This is a genomic window from Lyngbya aestuarii BL J, from assembly GCF_000478195.2.
GTDB lineage: Bacteria > Cyanobacteriota > Cyanobacteriia > Cyanobacteriales > Microcoleaceae > Capilliphycus > Capilliphycus aestuarii.
In genome coordinates, this window is sequence record NZ_AUZM01000004.1 from 17,066 (window position 1) to 34,008 (window position 16,943).

Annotated in this window: 17 protein-coding genes; 7 read left to right on the forward strand and 10 right to left on the reverse strand. The window is 39.8% G+C overall.

Translation table 11 applies throughout. The annotated features are described in order from the left end of the window. Positions 1–19 precede the first annotated feature (19 nt). From M595_RS02720 to M595_RS02740, 5 genes are all read right to left on the reverse strand, one after another. Positions 20–1,255, reverse strand: a complete 1,236-nt coding sequence (locus tag M595_RS02720) for an LL-diaminopimelate aminotransferase (RefSeq protein ID WP_023064487.1) — start codon at positions 1,253–1,255, stop codon at positions 20–22. Between the two features lie 221 nt (positions 1,256–1,476). Continuing rightward, a complete protein-coding gene (locus tag M595_RS02725) occupies positions 1,477–1,911 on the reverse strand; it encodes a ferritin-like domain-containing protein (RefSeq protein WP_023064467.1) in 435 nt (144 codons plus the stop codon). A 469-nt stretch (positions 1,912–2,380) separates the two neighbouring features. Beyond that, a complete protein-coding gene (locus M595_RS02730; protein ID WP_023064449.1) occupies positions 2,381–2,890 on the reverse strand; it encodes a GGDEF domain-containing protein in 510 nt (169 codons plus the stop codon). A 48-nt stretch (positions 2,891–2,938) separates the two neighbouring features. Continuing rightward, positions 2,939–3,460: a response regulator gene (locus tag M595_RS02735; RefSeq protein WP_023064521.1), complete on the reverse strand. Its 522-nt coding sequence runs from the start codon at positions 3,458–3,460 to the stop codon at positions 2,939–2,941. Between the two features lie 28 nt (positions 3,461–3,488). Continuing rightward, entirely contained in the window at positions 3,489–6,584 is a 3,096-nt protein-coding gene (locus M595_RS02740) for a GAF domain-containing hybrid sensor histidine kinase/response regulator (protein WP_040483482.1), read from the reverse strand. 468 nt (positions 6,585–7,052) lie between these two features. On the opposite strand from M595_RS02740, the gene psbP reads away from it, so the two are divergent. Together psbP and M595_RS02750 are read left to right on the forward strand one after the other, a co-directional pair. Beyond that, positions 7,053–7,595: a photosystem II reaction center PsbP gene (gene psbP, locus M595_RS02745; protein ID WP_023064514.1), complete on the forward strand. Its 543-nt coding sequence runs from the start codon at positions 7,053–7,055 to the stop codon at positions 7,593–7,595. 82 nt (positions 7,596–7,677) lie between these two features. Further along, entirely contained in the window at positions 7,678–8,364 is a 687-nt protein-coding gene (locus tag M595_RS02750) for a nucleoside triphosphate pyrophosphatase (RefSeq protein WP_023064567.1), read from the forward strand. Between the two features lie 62 nt (positions 8,365–8,426). Here M595_RS02750 and M595_RS02755 read toward each other — a convergent pair whose 3' ends face one another. The 5 genes from M595_RS02755 to csaB form a co-directional block, all read right to left on the reverse strand. Further along, positions 8,427–9,422 (reverse strand): homogentisate phytyltransferase, encoded by a 996-nt coding sequence (locus tag M595_RS02755; protein WP_023064559.1) that lies wholly within the window; start codon positions 9,420–9,422, stop codon positions 8,427–8,429. Between the two features lie 190 nt (positions 9,423–9,612). After that, on the reverse strand, positions 9,613–10,173 hold the full coding sequence (locus M595_RS02760) for a hypothetical protein (RefSeq protein WP_023064588.1): 561 nt from the start codon (positions 10,171–10,173) through the stop codon (positions 9,613–9,615). Between the two features lies 1 nt (position 10,174). Beyond that, positions 10,175–10,807: a tRNA (guanosine(46)-N7)-methyltransferase TrmB gene (trmB, locus tag M595_RS02765; RefSeq protein WP_023064516.1), complete on the reverse strand. Its 633-nt coding sequence runs from the start codon at positions 10,805–10,807 to the stop codon at positions 10,175–10,177. 189 nt (positions 10,808–10,996) lie between these two features. Continuing rightward, positions 10,997–11,317 carry a four helix bundle protein gene (locus tag M595_RS02775; protein WP_023064473.1) on the reverse strand — a complete coding sequence of 107 codons (321 nt, stop codon included), beginning with the start codon at positions 11,315–11,317 and terminating at the stop codon, positions 10,997–10,999. Positions 11,318–11,405: 88 nt separating this feature from the next. Then, positions 11,406–12,446: a polysaccharide pyruvyl transferase CsaB gene (gene csaB / locus M595_RS02780; RefSeq protein ID WP_040483483.1), complete on the reverse strand. Its 1,041-nt coding sequence runs from the start codon at positions 12,444–12,446 to the stop codon at positions 11,406–11,408. 173 nt (positions 12,447–12,619) lie between these two features. On the opposite strand from csaB, the gene M595_RS02785 reads away from it, so the two are divergent. The 5 genes from M595_RS02785 (at position 12,620) to M595_RS02805 (ending at position 16,943) form a co-directional block, all read left to right on the forward strand. Beyond that, on the forward strand, positions 12,620–12,925 hold the full coding sequence (locus M595_RS02785; RefSeq protein WP_040483484.1) for a DUF2499 domain-containing protein: 306 nt from the start codon (positions 12,620–12,622) through the stop codon (positions 12,923–12,925). Positions 12,926–12,942: 17 nt separating this feature from the next. Beyond that, positions 12,943–13,236: a DUF3593 domain-containing protein gene (locus tag M595_RS02790; protein WP_023064537.1), complete on the forward strand. Its 294-nt coding sequence runs from the start codon at positions 12,943–12,945 to the stop codon at positions 13,234–13,236. Continuing rightward, positions 13,236–14,150 carry a WD40 repeat domain-containing protein gene (locus tag M595_RS02795; RefSeq protein WP_023064480.1) on the forward strand — a complete coding sequence of 305 codons (915 nt, stop codon included), beginning with the start codon at positions 13,236–13,238 and terminating at the stop codon, positions 14,148–14,150. The genes M595_RS02790 and M595_RS02795 overlap by 1 nt, the downstream gene beginning before the upstream one ends. 154 nt (positions 14,151–14,304) lie before the next feature. Further along, entirely contained in the window at positions 14,305–16,425 is a 2,121-nt protein-coding gene (locus tag M595_RS02800) for a serine/threonine-protein kinase (protein WP_023064456.1), read from the forward strand. A 17-nt stretch (positions 16,426–16,442) separates the two neighbouring features. Beyond that, the gene (locus M595_RS02805) at positions 16,443–16,943 is read left to right on the forward strand and encodes a GNAT family N-acetyltransferase (protein ID WP_023064609.1); all 501 of its coding nucleotides are present in this window, start codon (positions 16,443–16,445) and stop codon (positions 16,941–16,943) included.

Sequence of the window (16,943 nt, forward strand, 5' to 3'; positions counted from 1 at the left end):
TGCCCACCTAATCTTAATACTAAACCTTAAACTTCTCCGTAATTCGTTTCATCGCCTCATTGACATTTTCTCGGCTATTAAAAGCAGAAATACGGAAATATCCTTCACCTGCCGCCCCAAATCCAGAACCCGGTGTGCCAACAACATTACAAGTTTGGAGCAACTTATCAAAGAAATCCCAACTCGATAAACCATGAGGTGTTTTCACCCAAACATAGGGCGCATTAACACCACCATAAACAGATAAACCAGCCGCTTTTAATTGTTCACAAATAATCGTGGCATTTTCCATGTAGAAGTCAATTAACGCCCTGACTTGTGCTTTTCCCTCAGTGCTATAAACGGCTTCTGCGCCCCGTTGAACCCCATAAGAAACCCCGTTAAACTTCGTAGACTGACGACGGTTCCACAACTTCCAAATCTCCACATCTGAACCATCAGATGCCTTCGCCGTTAAGGTTTTGGGAACCACTGTTAAAGCACAACGAGTTCCGGTAAATCCGGCATTTTTAGAAAAAGATCGAAACTCAATCGCACAATCTCGCGCCCCGTCTATTTCATAGATAGAATGAGGTAAACTGGAATCAGTAATAAATGCTTCATAAGCCGCATCAAAGAAAATAATTGCGCCGTTTGCTTTGGCGTAATCAACCCAAGTTTTTAGATAGTCTTTAGTCGCTGTTGCGCCTGTAGGATTATTGGGAAAACACAAGTAAATTAAATCAACTTTTTGACTAGGAATTTCTGCCGTAAAGTTATTTTCTGCGGTGATCGGAAGATAAACTAAACCGTCAAATTCACCTCGTTCATTGACCGAACCTGTATGACCCGCCATGACATTTGTATCGACATAGACCGGATATACGGGGTCAGTAACCGCAATGATATTATCTTTACCAAAAATGTCAAGAATGTTGCCTGTATCGCATTTAGAACCATCAGAAATGAAGATTTCCGACGCATCAATATCGCATCCTCTGGCTTGAAAATCCTCTTGAGCAATTTTTTCCCGTAGCCACGCATAACCCTGTTCGGGGCCATAACCTTTAAAGGTATTGCGATCGCCCATTTCTTCAACCGCTTTAATCATCGCCGTGCGACAGGCTTCGGGTAGAGGTTCGGTGACATCGCCAATTCCGAGTTTAATAATTTTGGCGTCAGAATTTGCTTCGATAAAGCTATTCACCCGTCGGGCGATTTCAGGAAAGAGGTAGCCTGCTTTGAGTTTGAGGTAGTTGTCGTTAATCGTTGCCATTTTGAATCCTTACAAATGCTGTCAAACAGCTTACAGCCAACTGTTGCCTATTCGTCAAAAATATTCTTTTTCCGCAACTCTGCGGTCAGTTGGGCGCTGATTTGTACTATTGTGCCATGCCAAGCTACCTCTAGTTTCAGCGATCGCCAATTTTTAGGGGAAATGAGTCATAATTATGACTCATAAAATTAGCGACCGCCTTCTCTATTAATCTCTAAAAACTAGGCAAAGTCTCGTAACATTTTTTTGATTTCTATGCTATGCAATTCTTCTTGACCAATCAATGTCCGAGCATATTCTTCGATATAAATACTGGAATTTTCTACAACATCCAGCAAGTCTTTATAGAGTGAAAGTGCTTTTTTCTCATGGCTGAGGCTTTCCTGTAAAATATCTTTGACTGTATGCTGAAATGTTTCCTCAATGGGAGCAATTTTTTGGCTCGGGTGTCCTTCTAAACCGGTAAGAATTTCTCCCGCTTGTTGAGCATGAAGTAGAGATTCTGTAGCTTGTGCTTGGAAAAATTGTACAATAGACAAACGATTTGGCCCTGTTACCATTAAAGAATAATGTGTGTAGCGGACAACACCTGCAAGTTCAAATTCCATGATGGTATTGAGCAGGTTGATTGTTTTTTCTGTGTCAAGTTCTCTCATTAGTCTTGTTTAGTTTGGGTGTACTGCAAGTTATTGCAAATTTTTTCAATCATAGGCTGAATTTTCCCTCGTAAGCAGTGGTCTATGATACGAGCAGAAAATACGAGCAGTTGAGGCTAAATTTGCTAGACTCTACCTATAGAAATGATTTATCACGCTTTGAGATTTTTTGCTCAAAATATAATAAAGTCTTAATAGAATATCTGAACTTTCAACTTTTTTTCAACCAATAAGTCGTCATTTATCCCCAGCCTTTAACTTTAATTTGTCCACGTTTCTCAAATAAATATTTTACGTTCTAATTCGGCGCTGGCTCTCGCTGCAAAAATCTTTAAAACAAGCTGTCGTGTTTCATCATCAATCATCGGTTGGCTATCTAATACCGCTGTTAACATCGGGTTAAAATCAAATTATTAAAGCATTAAAAGTAGTTGTATTGAATGATATCACGACTAATTTTTAGCTTTGACTAATAGCAGGAAGGCTTATAAACTTGATATCGATCTTTTCCTAAATATTTCGCTTGTAACAGAGCTTTATCAGCATCTCTAAGAATATCATTCGCAGTTTTATAGGGTGATAAATCGACGAGAATACCCAAACTAAATGAGATCACAAAATCTCTGTTTTGAATAAAAAATTTAGTCCTAAAATTTTCAAAAATACGTTCTGCAACTTTAAGCGGAACATGAGAATTTTCAATATTAGGGAGTAAAATCACAAACTCATCATCTCCTAAACGGGCAATAAAATCATTTTGACGTATAGCCAATTTCAAGCGTTGACAAATTGAAATGAGTAATTGATCACCTACAGCATAACCAAAAGAATCATTAATATTTTTATAGCCATCACAATCAAGATAAAATAAAGCAAATTTAGCATTGGGATACATCTGCTGTTGCTTTAAGACTTCTTCGAGTCGCTTGATCAAAAAAGTTCGGTTGGGAAGTTCGGTGAGTGAATCATGTAATACCACTTTAAACAATTTGAAATGAGAAGGTTATAAAGTAGCTTAAATGTAGTTTTAAACCTGTTGTTCTATTTGCTGTTTGAGTTGAAGAATAGTTTTGTGAGCGGTAATAATTTTGATCTGATGTGTGATTCTAGCTAAGACTTCTTCCACATAAAAAGGCTTGGTAATGTAATCTGCCCCCCCAACTTTAAAAGCCTTTGCTTTGTCTTCAATCTCATTTGTTGCACTCAAGAAAATAATCGGAATATGAGCAGTTTTAGGATTAGATTTAAGTTGTTTGCAGATTTCATAACCACTCATCTTTGGCATTCTAATATCAAGTAAAATCAGAGTCGGTTCAATACTTTTAACGGCTCTCAATGCCATCACACCATTGGTTGCTTTTCGAGTTGGGTATCCATGATCTGCCAAAATACTGGACAACAGACGAATATTTTCGGGTACATCATCCACAATCAAAATATCAACAGTTATTTCGACTAAAAGGTTGTCATCACCCATCTTAATCTCATTAGATACTTCTTTTGAAATTAATGGAAATAAATCTTGATTGAGTTGAGTTGAATATTGCATAAGTTTTCCTTCAATACGTTCTCCAGGCTTACGAATGAATTAATAACATAATTTCGTCAAATTGATAAGATTCCACTAAAGCGGCTAACTCTTGAATCAATACCGAGTGTTCAGAGGGAATTTGCTTAATCAGATTTAAACAGATATCATCACTACCTTGAGCAGCAGCCTGGTAAAATTGATCAATCCATTCTGAGGACATAATCGCAAAATCTGTTCTTTTTAACGGGTGATCAGATTGATTTTGGGTAGACTCTGACGTAGACTCTATCTGATCTTTTTCGGTCTGATTATAACAATATTCTGCCCCTAGATAAAGGCTTAATATTTCTAACAGTTCTTCTCGCTGAAAGGGCTTACTGATAAAGTCATCACAACCCAAAGTTAAACATTGATCTCGCTGTTCAGAAAAGGTACTGGCGGTAATTGCAATAATGGGGATATGAGGACTATCTGGTGTGAATTCTTTCTCAAATTCCCTGATTTTTTGAGTCGCTTCATAACCATTCATAATGGGCATTTGCATATCCATAAAAATCAAATTTGGATGCCACTCTTGCCAAATCTTAATCCCTTCTTGACCCTGTTCAGCGACTTTGACATCAAAACCAATTTCACTTAATAAAGTCAATAATAAAAGACGATTGACTGGATGATCTTCCACAATCAAAATCCGATAATTGGGTTGTCCCAGTGCTAAACCTGAGACCTGACTAATATCAGGAGATGGAACGGTTGGGGTGGTTTCAACGACAGAAATAGGAAGCACAAAGCTAAAACAACTCCCTTTTCCGACTTCACTCTCAATGGTGATTTTACCGCCCATCATCTGCACAAAATTCTGTGAAATTCGCAACCCTAAACCCGTACCCTCTTGGGATTCTCGGCCAATTTTTGTTTGTTTAAACGCCTTAAATAAATCCTGAATTTCTTCTGGGGAAATTCCTGGCCCTGTATCTTCGACCGCAAAAATCAGAGTATTAAGCTGTTCTGATTTATGATGCCTAACTCGCAGGGTAACATGACCTTTGTTTGTAAACTTAATTGCATTCCCTAGAAGATTAATCAAAACCTGACGAAGTTTACTTTCATCGTTTTTAATAAATGGAGGAATCTGAGAATCAATTTCAAATTTAAGAGATAATTTTTTGGCTTGAGCTTTAAGTTTCAACATGGTTTCTAGGGAACAGAGCAACTGATAGAGATCAAACTCTGTTTCATTTAAGGTGGTGCGTCCGGCTTCGATTTTAGACAGTTCTAATACATCATTAATTAACCCGAGTAAATGTTCACCACTTTTGTTGACAATCTTGATATATTGTTGGTGTTCAGCTTTTAAAGAAGCATCTCGCTGCATCAGTTGAGTGAAGCCCAAAATAGCATTGAGAGGAGTACGGAGTTCGTGACTCATATTGGCTAAAAACTCACTTTTGGCTTGATTCGCCGCATCCGCTGTTTCTTTTGCTTGTTTGAGTTCTTCGGCTTGGTGTTGAGTGTGAGCAAACAGTTCGGCTTGTTGTACTGCTACCCCCAGTTGATTACTAATTTGGGTAATAATCTTTACTTCTTTTTCTTGCCAAGCGCGGGGATTGCTATTTTGATAAACCCCTAACATTCCCCAAAGTTTATCACCACAAAATATCGGTGTAATTGTATAGGATCGGGCTTTTAATTGTTCTAAAAATCCTATATAACAAGCGTCAAATCCGGCTTGATAAATATCAGGAACCCAGCAATAATTGTTTTTTATACGATCAATTCCGCCTTGATTGTTTTGTAGATAGGTGTCTTGAATGAGTCCATCAGAACCTTGAAATTTAGCCGCTGCACAATTGTCTTGATTGACTGTAATTTGAGTCAGTTCAGGGGTATTTGCCTGGGTATGAAATAACCTCTTCCAACCCGGAGCAACCGACTCGGAAACGATATTTCCGCTCCAGTCAGAATTAAAACGATAAATCAATACCCGATCACAGGCAATTGCCTGACGTAGCTCTGCTGTCGTGACCTGAAAAATAGTTTCTAAATCTAGAGTTTGACGCATTTTAGAAATGATATGAGTGGTTGCCTTCTCTCGTTGTACCATTAATTGGATCGCTGCTTCTACTGCAATTCTTTCTCTAATTTCGGTTTCAAGAGTTGTATTCGCGGCCACCAGTTCTGCGGTTCGTTCCTCTACTCGAAATTCTAACTGTTCATAAGCACGACGTTTGTCTTCCTCTGCCCATTTGCGTTGCAATTCAGTCGCCGCACGTGCTGCAAAAACAGACATAATGGCTCGGGTTCGTTTATCTGTCTTTAGGGGGTTGACATCAAGAATAGATAAGTTACCAATTACCTTTTGATCGTTATCAAACAAAGGAACACCCATGTAGCTGTCGGCGTTGAGTTGTTTGAGTAATGAATTATTGGGGAAAAACTGTTGCAAATCTTTCGGATAGTAACAAAGTTGTTGAGTTTTGATGACAATATTGCAAGGTGTCTCGTTGTTGTATTCAAAATTATTGCTTAGATGATCTCCAGACCAAAATGCAACGCTACGCAACCCCTGTCTCGGTTCATTAACTTTCTCACAGACAAACACATAGGGAACATTTAATGCGGTGGCGAGGTTCTCCACCAAAGCTGGAAAAAAATCTTCCCCAGTCACTGAAGCGGTTCCCGATAAGATACTTTGCAGAGTTTCATCAATTTGTTGTCGTTCGGCAATTTCCTGTTCTAACTGTATATTAAGGATTTCCAGTTGTTCAGGCGATCGCAAAGCGAGAAATTTCGGTAATAATTCCACTAATTGTAAAGCGGTGTATACAGAAACAAACGCCGTCAAAGCCCGTTCTAGCCCCGATATCCAATAATATGGATACCAAAGCGTCCAAATATCGAGTAAATGCCCGATACCGCAGAGAATGATAAAAGCACTGAATAAGACAAAAACGCTGGAAAAAGGCAGATCACTCCGTTTACGAACAAAGTAGATCAGCATCGCGGGAATCGAAAAATAAGCAATGGCGATCAGCGCATCACTCACCAAATGCAGTCCCACAAGAGGAGTCTGCCAAAGGTAACAATGACCGTGTGGTATGTAAGAATGGGCAGATAGAAGATTTTCTAACCCCTGTAACACTGTTGTCTTCTCCTTAAAGATTCTTTCAAGTTATATCAATGCAAACGGCTGAAACGTTTTGGATATCCACACCCCTTTATTTCTAGTCTTCAACGCTAATGCTATTCTAGCGTGGCATTGAAAAATGCTAATGACCATCCCAGATGGAACTTTAAGTCGGAAACTTAAGTATTAAATCATGATCATACCGATGGGAGAGTCAGAAATTTGTACAATTCATCTCAATTAAATTTACATCAATCTCCTTTTAATGTCGGGTTACTGATTACGTTACCCCCTGAACCCGATCATGCTAAACTTTGCCAAAGAATCAACAAAAAAGACTAGGAATTTCTCTCCACCATCTCCCCCTAAACCTCATCTCCCTCTGAACTCTATTAATCCTCTGTAGCAAATAATCACCAATTTTCTATACCCCAAGCAGACTTCGTGAGACAATGGTGAGAGACAAAACTGGGAAATGCTCAAATGTTGAAACGAATTACAGCTATACTTTTTGTCATTATCAGCCTTACTCTCGGTGGCTGTGTTTCAATCGGTGCCGCCGGGTTAAATTCTTTTGTCGATACTGGGGATGGCTACGAGTTTCTTTACCCCAACGGTTGGGTTCAGGTGAATGTTTCTGATGGGCCGGATGTCGTGTTTCACGATATGATCGAACAAACTGAAAATGTCAGTGTTGTTATTAGTCCCATTCCCGATCAAAAAGCACTTGATGAATTGGGGACAGCGACTGATGTGGGATACAAACTGAGTAAAAATGCGATCGCACCTCCGGGATCAGGGCGGGAAGCAGAATTAATTAACGCAGAATCTCGTCAAAAGGGCGATCAAACTTACTATTTATTGGAATATGCGGTGACACTTCCCAATCAAAAACGCCATGATTTTGCGAGTGTTACGGTGAGTCGAGATCAACTCTTTACTTTAAATGTTTCAGCCACAGAAAAACGCTGGCAAAAAGCCCACGATAAACTCGAACAAATGGTTAAGTCTTTTAATGTCTATTAATTTAAACATTTTTTGATTCCTCAGACGTTCCTTGTGAACGTCTAAACTCTTTATAAAATTTAGAATCAAAAGTTTTCAGCAGATGGCAACGGAAAATCAGATCACCTTTATTTTAGCTTCTGCTTCCCCTGCCCGTCGCCGTTTATTACAAAATCTTGGCATTCCAGCGAGAGTTTGTCCGAGTGGTTTTGATGAGTCACAAATTCAGTTAAATAATCCGGCTGAATTAGTCAAAACTCTCGCTCGTTGTAAGGCGGAAGCGGTAGCCAATCTACTCACAACAACATTATCAGATTCGATTCCTCATTCAAACTCTGCTTTGATTTTAGGCTGTGATTCGGTTTTAGAAGTAGATGGGGAAATCTACGGAAAACCTGAAAATAAAACAGAAGCGATTGCCCGTTGGAAAGTTATGCGATCTCATTATGGTAGACTGTTTACAGGTCATGCGTTAATTGATTTCGGACAACAAAAAACTATCGTTTATTCTCGGGTGACAACGGTTTATTTTGCTGAAGTTAGTGATGCCGAAATAGAGGCTTATGTCGCCACAGAAGAACCTCTAAATTGTGCCGGATGTTTTGCGATCGAAGGAAAAGGAGGGGTGTTTATTGAGAAAATAGAGGGCTGTCACACCAATGTTATTGGCTTGAGTTTGCCTTTACTGCGAAAAATGTTGCAGGAATTAGGACATGATGTGACTCAGTTTTGGCAAGCTGAAAACTCAGAGAAATTCTACACGTCTAACGGTGATCCACAGTTTGATTGATGCGCTTTTTTCTGGAGAAACAGCCCTACCTTGAAACAGTGGGGGAGATCGCTGTCAAAGCGTTATCCGAATAAACAAGCGAGGGGAAACAGAAAATATTCCAAGAAAAACAGCTTCCAAATAAACTGATAAAAATCAGCAATGGCTTCTTTTTTTTCGAGATCAACTTTTGTACTCTGCCACCACAATAACGCTAAGATAACAACATGACTACTGACTAAAAAGATCGAATTCACCCAATTTTGTAAAAAGATCGGCGAGAAGATGATCCCGAGATAACAGACTGTTAACACCCAACGGGATAAATTAAAAACGGCAACTGTTCCTAAACGGATGGTAAAAGTGGTAATTTTATATTGGCGATCGCCTTCGATATCGGGAATATCTTTGAAAATGGCGATCGCAAAGGTGAAGACTAAAATAAACAGCGTTAATGTTAAAATGGGGGGGCTGATATCGGGAATTTCTCCGGTGATTCTTCCGGATAAAACCCAACTCAAATGCAAATAAAGCCCTAAGTTGACAATTACACCCCGCACGGTAAAAATACACAACGCTGCCCAAAACGGAAATCGTTTGAGGCGAATCGGTGGTAAGGAATAAGCGGTTCCCAGGGTGAGGCTAATTCCGACTGTTGCTAAGAGAAATTTGCCTTGTAACGCGGCTAAAATAATCGCGAGTATTCCGGTGGTGATGATGATTGCTTTGGCTTGAAAGGGCGAATATTCACCGGATGCTAAGGGTAAATGAGGCTTATTAATACGGTCTATTTCAACGTCTTCGAGTTGGTTGAGTCCCACAATATAAATATTGCCACACACACAAGCTAACCAACTTAAAATCACACTCACGAGGAGAGTGGATACAATATCTCCATATTCCCATGTTCCATTAATTTTATCACTCCAGGCAACAAGAGTCAATCCCAACACACTAAAACTGGTTCCAATAATTGTATGAGGGCGAGAAAATTTCCAGAAGGAATAAAGCCAAGGCGTGTATTTTTGGACTAGATTAACGTTAGAAATAGTCAAGGTTGGCTTAGAACTTTCGGCCATAATTGAGTGATGATTTAAAGAACTGAACCTAGATACTATAGCTCATGTTCTACTTAATGTATAGTCAACTTTATATACAATGATCAAGAATCTCAACCCTAAAGACACAAAAAACAATTAAGATCCCATCTTTTCTGTCTTGGTATCTTGGTGATGATTCTCCAGATCAAAACAATGTTATCATCCGACTTTATTCCGCCACCGCCCCTAAAAATATTTCCTTGACTTGATTATTTTGAAACTCAAAAATCAACCCGCCATACACTGAACCTGCAACGAAATAATCAGACGAAATTGGTGCGGCTGCATCTTCTTCTGGGGCGTATACTTGTTTAACTTTTGCTGAATAATCCCCAATACCAACACCTCGCTTGGTTTGCAGTTGAGAAGGGGCTTGAACTCGAATAGAACTCACAACAGCAGAACCTTCTTCGGTTTCGGCTGCCATATTTAAGGTAATTCCTTGTCGGGGATAATTCCAGTTTTGATGATACAAACCATCCGCCCCCCAAAACTTTTGCTCTCCTTTGCTTCCTACTTCTCCCAAGATTTGCGTGACTTCGGCTGCGGTTAAACCAATTTTCAATTCTCCAAATCCTTCCAAGTTGAGTAAATCAAAATTTTGAGAAATTTGATACTCTAAATGAGACGATAATGCCAGAGTCTTTAAGGCTAAAGCTGTCGATATTCCTAAAAAAAAGCTGGTTTCTGCGAACAAAAATACAGTCATTAAAGTCGAAAACTTTTTCATGTTAACACCGTTCAAATAAAATACGATAAACAGGTTCTCCCCGAGAGATAGTCGAACGTTCTCGTTCAGAGGGAAGGGGAAGGGGATTTTCAGACAGCCAATCTTTGCCTAAACGTTGAAACGCTGAATGTTCAGAAAATAAATCGCACATTTGTTCAACAACTTCTTTGACATCTGACTGAATAAAGACTTCACCGCCAAGTGTAAGATAATCGGCAATTTCTGCCACTAACTCGGGTTGAACAATGCGGCGGCGTTGATGACGTCGTTTGAACCAAGGATCAGGAAATTGAATACTCACTCGCTGAAAAATTCCCGCAGGTAAAGTGTCGAGAATCGGTTTTAAAGAATTATTAGCATTACAAAATAAATAATGTAAATTCGTTAATCCTTGTTCATCTCGCCATTGATTGGCTTCATCAACTAACGGTTCTCGAATTTCAAGCCCGAGATAGTTCCAACTGGGTTCGATTTGTGCTAAATTCCACAGTAACCGCCCTCGACCACAACCGAGATCCAGATGTAAAGGCTGATGAACTTTAGCATAAATTTTCGTCCAGTCGGGCGGATCAATCGGAACTTGATATTTTTGAGCTAAGGGATTAACGTGTTCACGAACTCGAACTCTTCCCAATGGTTACACCTCCAAATAAAAAAAGGCAAAAGGCAAAAGGCAAAAGGCAAAAGGCAAAAGGCAGAAAGTAAGAGAAAAGAGTTTTTAAAACTAAGGCAAAAGGGGAAAGGGGAAAGGGGAAAGGCAGAAAGTAAGAGAAAAGAGTTTTTAAAACTTCAGTTTGTTAACAAGAGTATAAATCATCCGAGTTTATTCTTGAAGCAAATAAATGATTGATTCAATATCTTTGTCTTCGCAAAGCCCCACCCTTTGAGATAAGAGAAGATGCGTTTTCAGTTCGTTAATCGAACCTTGAGCAATATTTAGGAATCTAGCATAATCTCCCGAGCTTCGTCTTCCATAACCTTCCGCAATATTGGCGGGGATGGATGCTGATGATTTTCTAATCTGTTGAACCATACTATAGAGTTCTTCTTTGGGGAAAGATTTAGTAAGATAATAACACTTTTCAGTAATCTCCATGCCTTTTTGCCAAATGATAAGGTCTTGAAAGTCTTTGATTTCTGACATTTTTAATCCCTCTATTTTCTGGGTTTTACCTTCTACCTATTGCAAGATTGCCTATTGCTAGCTTGCCTATTGCTAGCTTGCCTTTTCCCTACAAAAAAGCGGAATACAAAACTTCTTGATGAATTTGCGATCGCTCGATGAGAAATTCTATTTTAGCGGTTGAGAGTGCATCGCCGTTAGCATAACATTCAAGCCAGGTTTTACAGATCGCATTTGCATCTTGGGGGAGTTGGGAGAGTTCCCATCCCGGAAATTCTAATTCTTCCATTAACTGCGTGACTTTGGGATCATAACTGAGGGCAAAACATCGACATTCTTGTGTGGCTGCCATAATTAAACTATGAAATCGCATTCCAATTACCATTTCTACACCCCGAAAAACACCCTTGAGTTGACGTGGATCTTCTAAGGTGAGAATTTGACTATGATTGGGAAGGGCGCGATGAAATAATTTAGCGATCGCTAAATCTTGACTGGGTTGAAAGGGAAGGAGTAAAATAAAAGCTTGGGTTGCTTTTTGAAACGAAACTAAAGCTTGAGTTAGAAGACTTAAACGTTCAGGCGTGAATTGGGGATGAGGACGCAACGTTAAAGCAACACGAGGAGCGGGTAAATCCCATAAACCCGGAACAGGCTGAGAGTCCAATGCCCAAACCGGATCAGGGGCAATTGTAAACGGAATTTGCCAGTCTGATAATAACTGTGCCGAAGCGCGATCGCGAACGCTAATCGTGGTACAATTAGAAAAACAACGTTGAGCTAATTTACGGGTGATCGAACGTTGTAAAGGGCCGATACCTTGCGCCCAAGCAATTGTTTTCAAGCCCATTTGTTGCGCCAAACCCATTAATCCACCATAATAAAAAGGGCTAATAGCGCTGGTGACATCCTGAATTAAACTTCCACCCCCCCAAATCAAAGCATCTGCCCCTCGCAGAACCTGGAACACTTCCAAAGCATTCATGCGATCATAACTCGCCACCTGATAACGCTCTTGGGTTTGGGTGGGGTTTCCCGACAGTACGAGGGGTTCAACAGAAGGGGGTAACATCTGTAATAAGGATGCGAGTAATGCCTCATCTCCACCGTTTCCTTTGCCATAATACCCACTACAAACGACCCTTTCCATATTCAAATTTATGACGACGAGATTTTCAACCCAAAGTTAATTCTCAACACCAAACCCGTAACCCATCGGGGTGAAACCAAAAAAAACAGCAGTTGAGATTTAGATGTTAGACTACCATAAATGAAGCATTGATAGCAGAGTAAATTGGCAGTCAACTTGGCTAAAATTCTATTATGCACGCACTTTCAATTCCCACCTGGATCATTCACGTTTCCAGTGTTCTCGAGTGGATGGCAGCAATTTGGTTTATTTGGAGGTATGGTGAAGTGACTCAGAATAAAGCATGGTGGGGACTTTCGGTGGCAATGTTACCCGCCCTTGTCAGCGCCATGTGTGCTTGTACCTGGCATTATTTTGATAATCCCCCTTCCTTTGAGTGGATGGTCACGCTTCAGGCGGCGATGACGGTACTCGGGAATGTTACCCTCTGTATTGCGGCTTGGTACATCTGGCGCAGTTTTCGATCCGTTAAAGAGTAACATCAGCAGCTAGAACAATGTTATCAAAAGACACCCTCTTTGCCCTTTCTTTATTTCCCTATTTAGGTTTTTTGTGGTTTCTGACTCGTTCAGGACAGACACCCCGCTTGGCATTAATTGGATTTTATGGCACGTTAGTATTTGTGGGAGTTACGATTCCGGCTGGCATCTATGCCAAAATGGTCTATCACGACACTTTGGCGAATATTGATTGGTTACATGGAGGTGCAGAGATTTTCCTGACGCTATCAAATATTCTTGTTGTGTTAGGGTTCAGACAAGCAGTCATCAGCAAACAGTCCTCACGATAATGGAGAATCTTACCTTAAGTGGTCACGCCGACGGTGTAAAATCGGTCGCAGTTAGTCCGGATGGAAAAATCCTGATTAGTGCCTCTGAAGACGGTAAGATTAAAGTCTGGAACTTCAAAACCGGAGACTGTTTACTCACTTTGGGAGGTCATCCCTTTGGGGTGAAAAATGTCGCCGTCAGTCCCGATGGTGAATTTTTTGCGACCGGTGGCGGAGATGGAACCATCAAAATTTGGAGTCTGAAAAACGGTAAACTGCTGCGAACTTTGATAACGGGTTATTCTCGCCTCGACTCTGGATTTATGCCCGTTGCCATTGTTCCCAATGCTAAAACAATTATCAGTCATAGCAGTAGTTATAGTCAAACGGTGCGGTTGTGGGATGTGGAAACCGGACAACTGAAAGGGACGCTAACGGGTCATGCGGGTTCGGTGAAGACTTTTAGTATCTCTCCCAAAGGGGATATCCTGGCAAGTGATGGTGCTGATAATAGCATTCGGTTGTGGAAATTGCAAAATGAGGAATTAATTGGCACCCTGGAAGGACATACAGGCGGAGTTTTGACCTTAACCGTCAGTCCAGATGGTGAAACCCTCGTCAGTGGGGGAAAAGACGAAACCATTAGAATTTGGCAAATTCGCACTCAGAAGCTATTGCGAACCCTCTCCGGTCATTCCTATGCAGTGAATTCCGTTAAAATTAGTCCGAATGGTCATATTCTCGCCAGTGGAGGCTACGACAGTTTGATTAAGCTACGGGAATTAGGCACCGGAGATTTACTCAATTTACTTTCAGGACATTCAGGGGCAGTCAATACCGTTACCTTTAGTCCCGATGGTAAAACCTTGGTCAGTGGGAGTGAGGATAAAAGCATTAAACTGTGGAATTTGGATGAGATTCTGAATTATCATTAGATTTTTATTATATTATACCATTAAACTGGGTTGATTTTTGTGTCTGAGAAACTCAAAAGAACGCTAAATAATCCTTAAGATTTTTCTCGATTGCACTCAATACCCTTCATACTAGAAGACACAAATTCAGTGTTAGACTGCTCATGCTGTGCTTATGAGCTACTGCTTTAACCCCGATTGCAATAAACCTGAGAATGGTCACAAGATCGACATTTGTCAAACCTGTGGTTCAACTTTGCTCCTGCAAAAACGGTATCAGGCGAGGCAAGAAATTGGCTTAGGTGGAATGAGTCGTACCTTCTTAGGTATTGACCTGGGAAATCAAAAAAAACCCTGCATTATCAAACAATTTTCCTCTCACGGATACAAAACAGTTAAGCTACAAAAAGCGATTGAATTATTTCATCAAGAAGCCTTACGGTTACAAGAGTTGGGAGAACATGATCGCATTCCCTCTCTATTGGCTTCCTTTGAACAAGAAGGCTGTTTATATTTGGTGGAAGAATACATTCCTGGACAAAATTTAGCCGAAGAACTTGCAGAACAAGGGCCTTTTAGTGAACCTAAAATTCAAGAACTTTTAATTGACATTCTTCCCATTTTAGCCTTTCTTCACAACCATCATATTATTCATCGTGATCTCAAACCGGAAAATATTATTCGACGACAAAAAGATCGAAAATTTGTCTTAGTTGATTTTGGGATTGCCAAACAAAATCAGAATATTTTTCAACCCCAAACCGGCACCATTACCGGAACAGTTGGCTACGCCCCTCTCGAACAAATTCGCGGTGGAAAAGCCTATCCCGCCAGCGATCTTTACAGCTTAGGCGTGACTTGTATTCACCTATTAACCCAAGTTCCTCCCAATCAACTCTTTGACTGTTTTACCGGAGAATTAATTTGGCAATCTCATCTACTGAAAACCGGAAACACGATTAGCGATCAACTCGCTACAATCTTAGATAAACTGCTACAAGACTTAGTACAAAATCGCTATCAATCGGCCGAAGAAGTCTTGAAAAAACTAACAGAATCAAGCCCGACTTTATCTGAATGTTGTCAACACGAAACAACACTTAAATTTATTAGCAATACCGAAATAGAGGCAGAAAAACTCGTCTCTAACTTTAAACAAAACTGGATTGAATTAGCTTTAGTCTCTCAACCTGAAAATCATCCCAGTTTTTCCAATTTAATCGCCAGTCAATCGATCAAATTTATTCCTAATGCTCCCGCTCAAACCCATTCAATTTTGTCTTTTAAATCCGGAAGAAATAAAAATAATAATTCTGAAGAAAACGTCAGTCAACTGAGTCAAAATCTCCAGCATTTACAGGGTCATTCTGCACCCGTTAGATCCCTAGCAATTGGCCCAAAAGGTTATATTTTAGTGAGTGGTAGTGCAGATTGTAGTATCCGACTTTGGAACTTAAAAACTGGACAACTTTTACATCGATTTTTAGCCCATCGAGATCTCGTAAATACCGTTGCAATTCACCCGAATGGTCATAGATTAGTCAGTGGAAGTTTTGATCGAACGATACTCGCTTGGAATTTAAAAAATCGCACCATGGCAGATCGGTTTTTTAGTCATTCGGGATCACCCTATAGTCATCGTGGTGGTGCCGTTTATGCTGTTGCTTATAGTCCTGATGGTTGTATTATTGCCAGTGCAAGTGAAGATAAAACCTTAAAATTGTGGAATCAAAGAAATGGTGAATTACTTTATCGACTCGATGAACATTCAGATCAAGTTTTATGCGTTACCTTTGGTCAAAATAACAGAAATTTAGCCTCCTTAAATCATAATTATAATTATGAACCTCATCCTCAAAATAGTTTATTTGCCAGTGGTAGTGCAGATGGATTGATTAAAATTTGGCAGTTTGGTCACTTAAAAAGTCTTTATACTTTAGTAGGACATTCAGATCGAGTTTATAGTTTAGCATTTAGTCCAGATCAAAAAATGTTAGCCAGTGGAAGCGGTGATCAGACCATCAAATTATGGAACTTTTACACAGGAGAAACTCTACATACACTCAAGGGACATGATGATGAAATCCTTTCAATTGCCATTAGCTCGAATGGTAAATTATTAGCCAGTGCGAGTCGAGAAGGTATCGTGAAACTGTGGGATATTAGCGCTCGCCATCCCTTGGGACGATTATTAAAAACTCTAGCCGCTTATCCTCCCGTGGCGTTTACTCCAGATAGTCAAACCTTAGTTACAGGCGGAAAAAACGGTGATATATTAGTGCAAAAATTGAGATGAAATTGAGATAAAAAATTATGCAAATCCCAACTCATCGTCTTATTCTCAGAGAATATCAACCGGATGATTTAGATAAGATTCTCAGCATTTTATCCGAACCGAAAACTATGAGTTATTGGCCGCAACCGTTCAATCAATCCCAAGTTGAAGCTTGGATAAAACGCACTTTAGAGAGTTATAAACTCAACGGATTTGGTCGTTATTTAGTTCTATTAAAAGATACAGAAACAATAATCGGAGATGCAGGAATTTTAAAATCAAAAGTTGCCAATGAATGGGTTAACGATTTGGGTTATATTATTCATTATCCCTATTGGGGAAACGGATATGCAACCGAAATTGCAACAGCACTCAAAGACTATGCTTTTACGGTTTTAAAATTAGATCATCTTCATATTAATATGCCCAAAAATCATCCAGCCTCTCGCCGTGTTGCAGAGAAAATAGGCTTGAAATTTATTCGAGAATTTAACAATGAAAAAAATCGTAATCTCAAAACATTACTGTATGGAATTTGA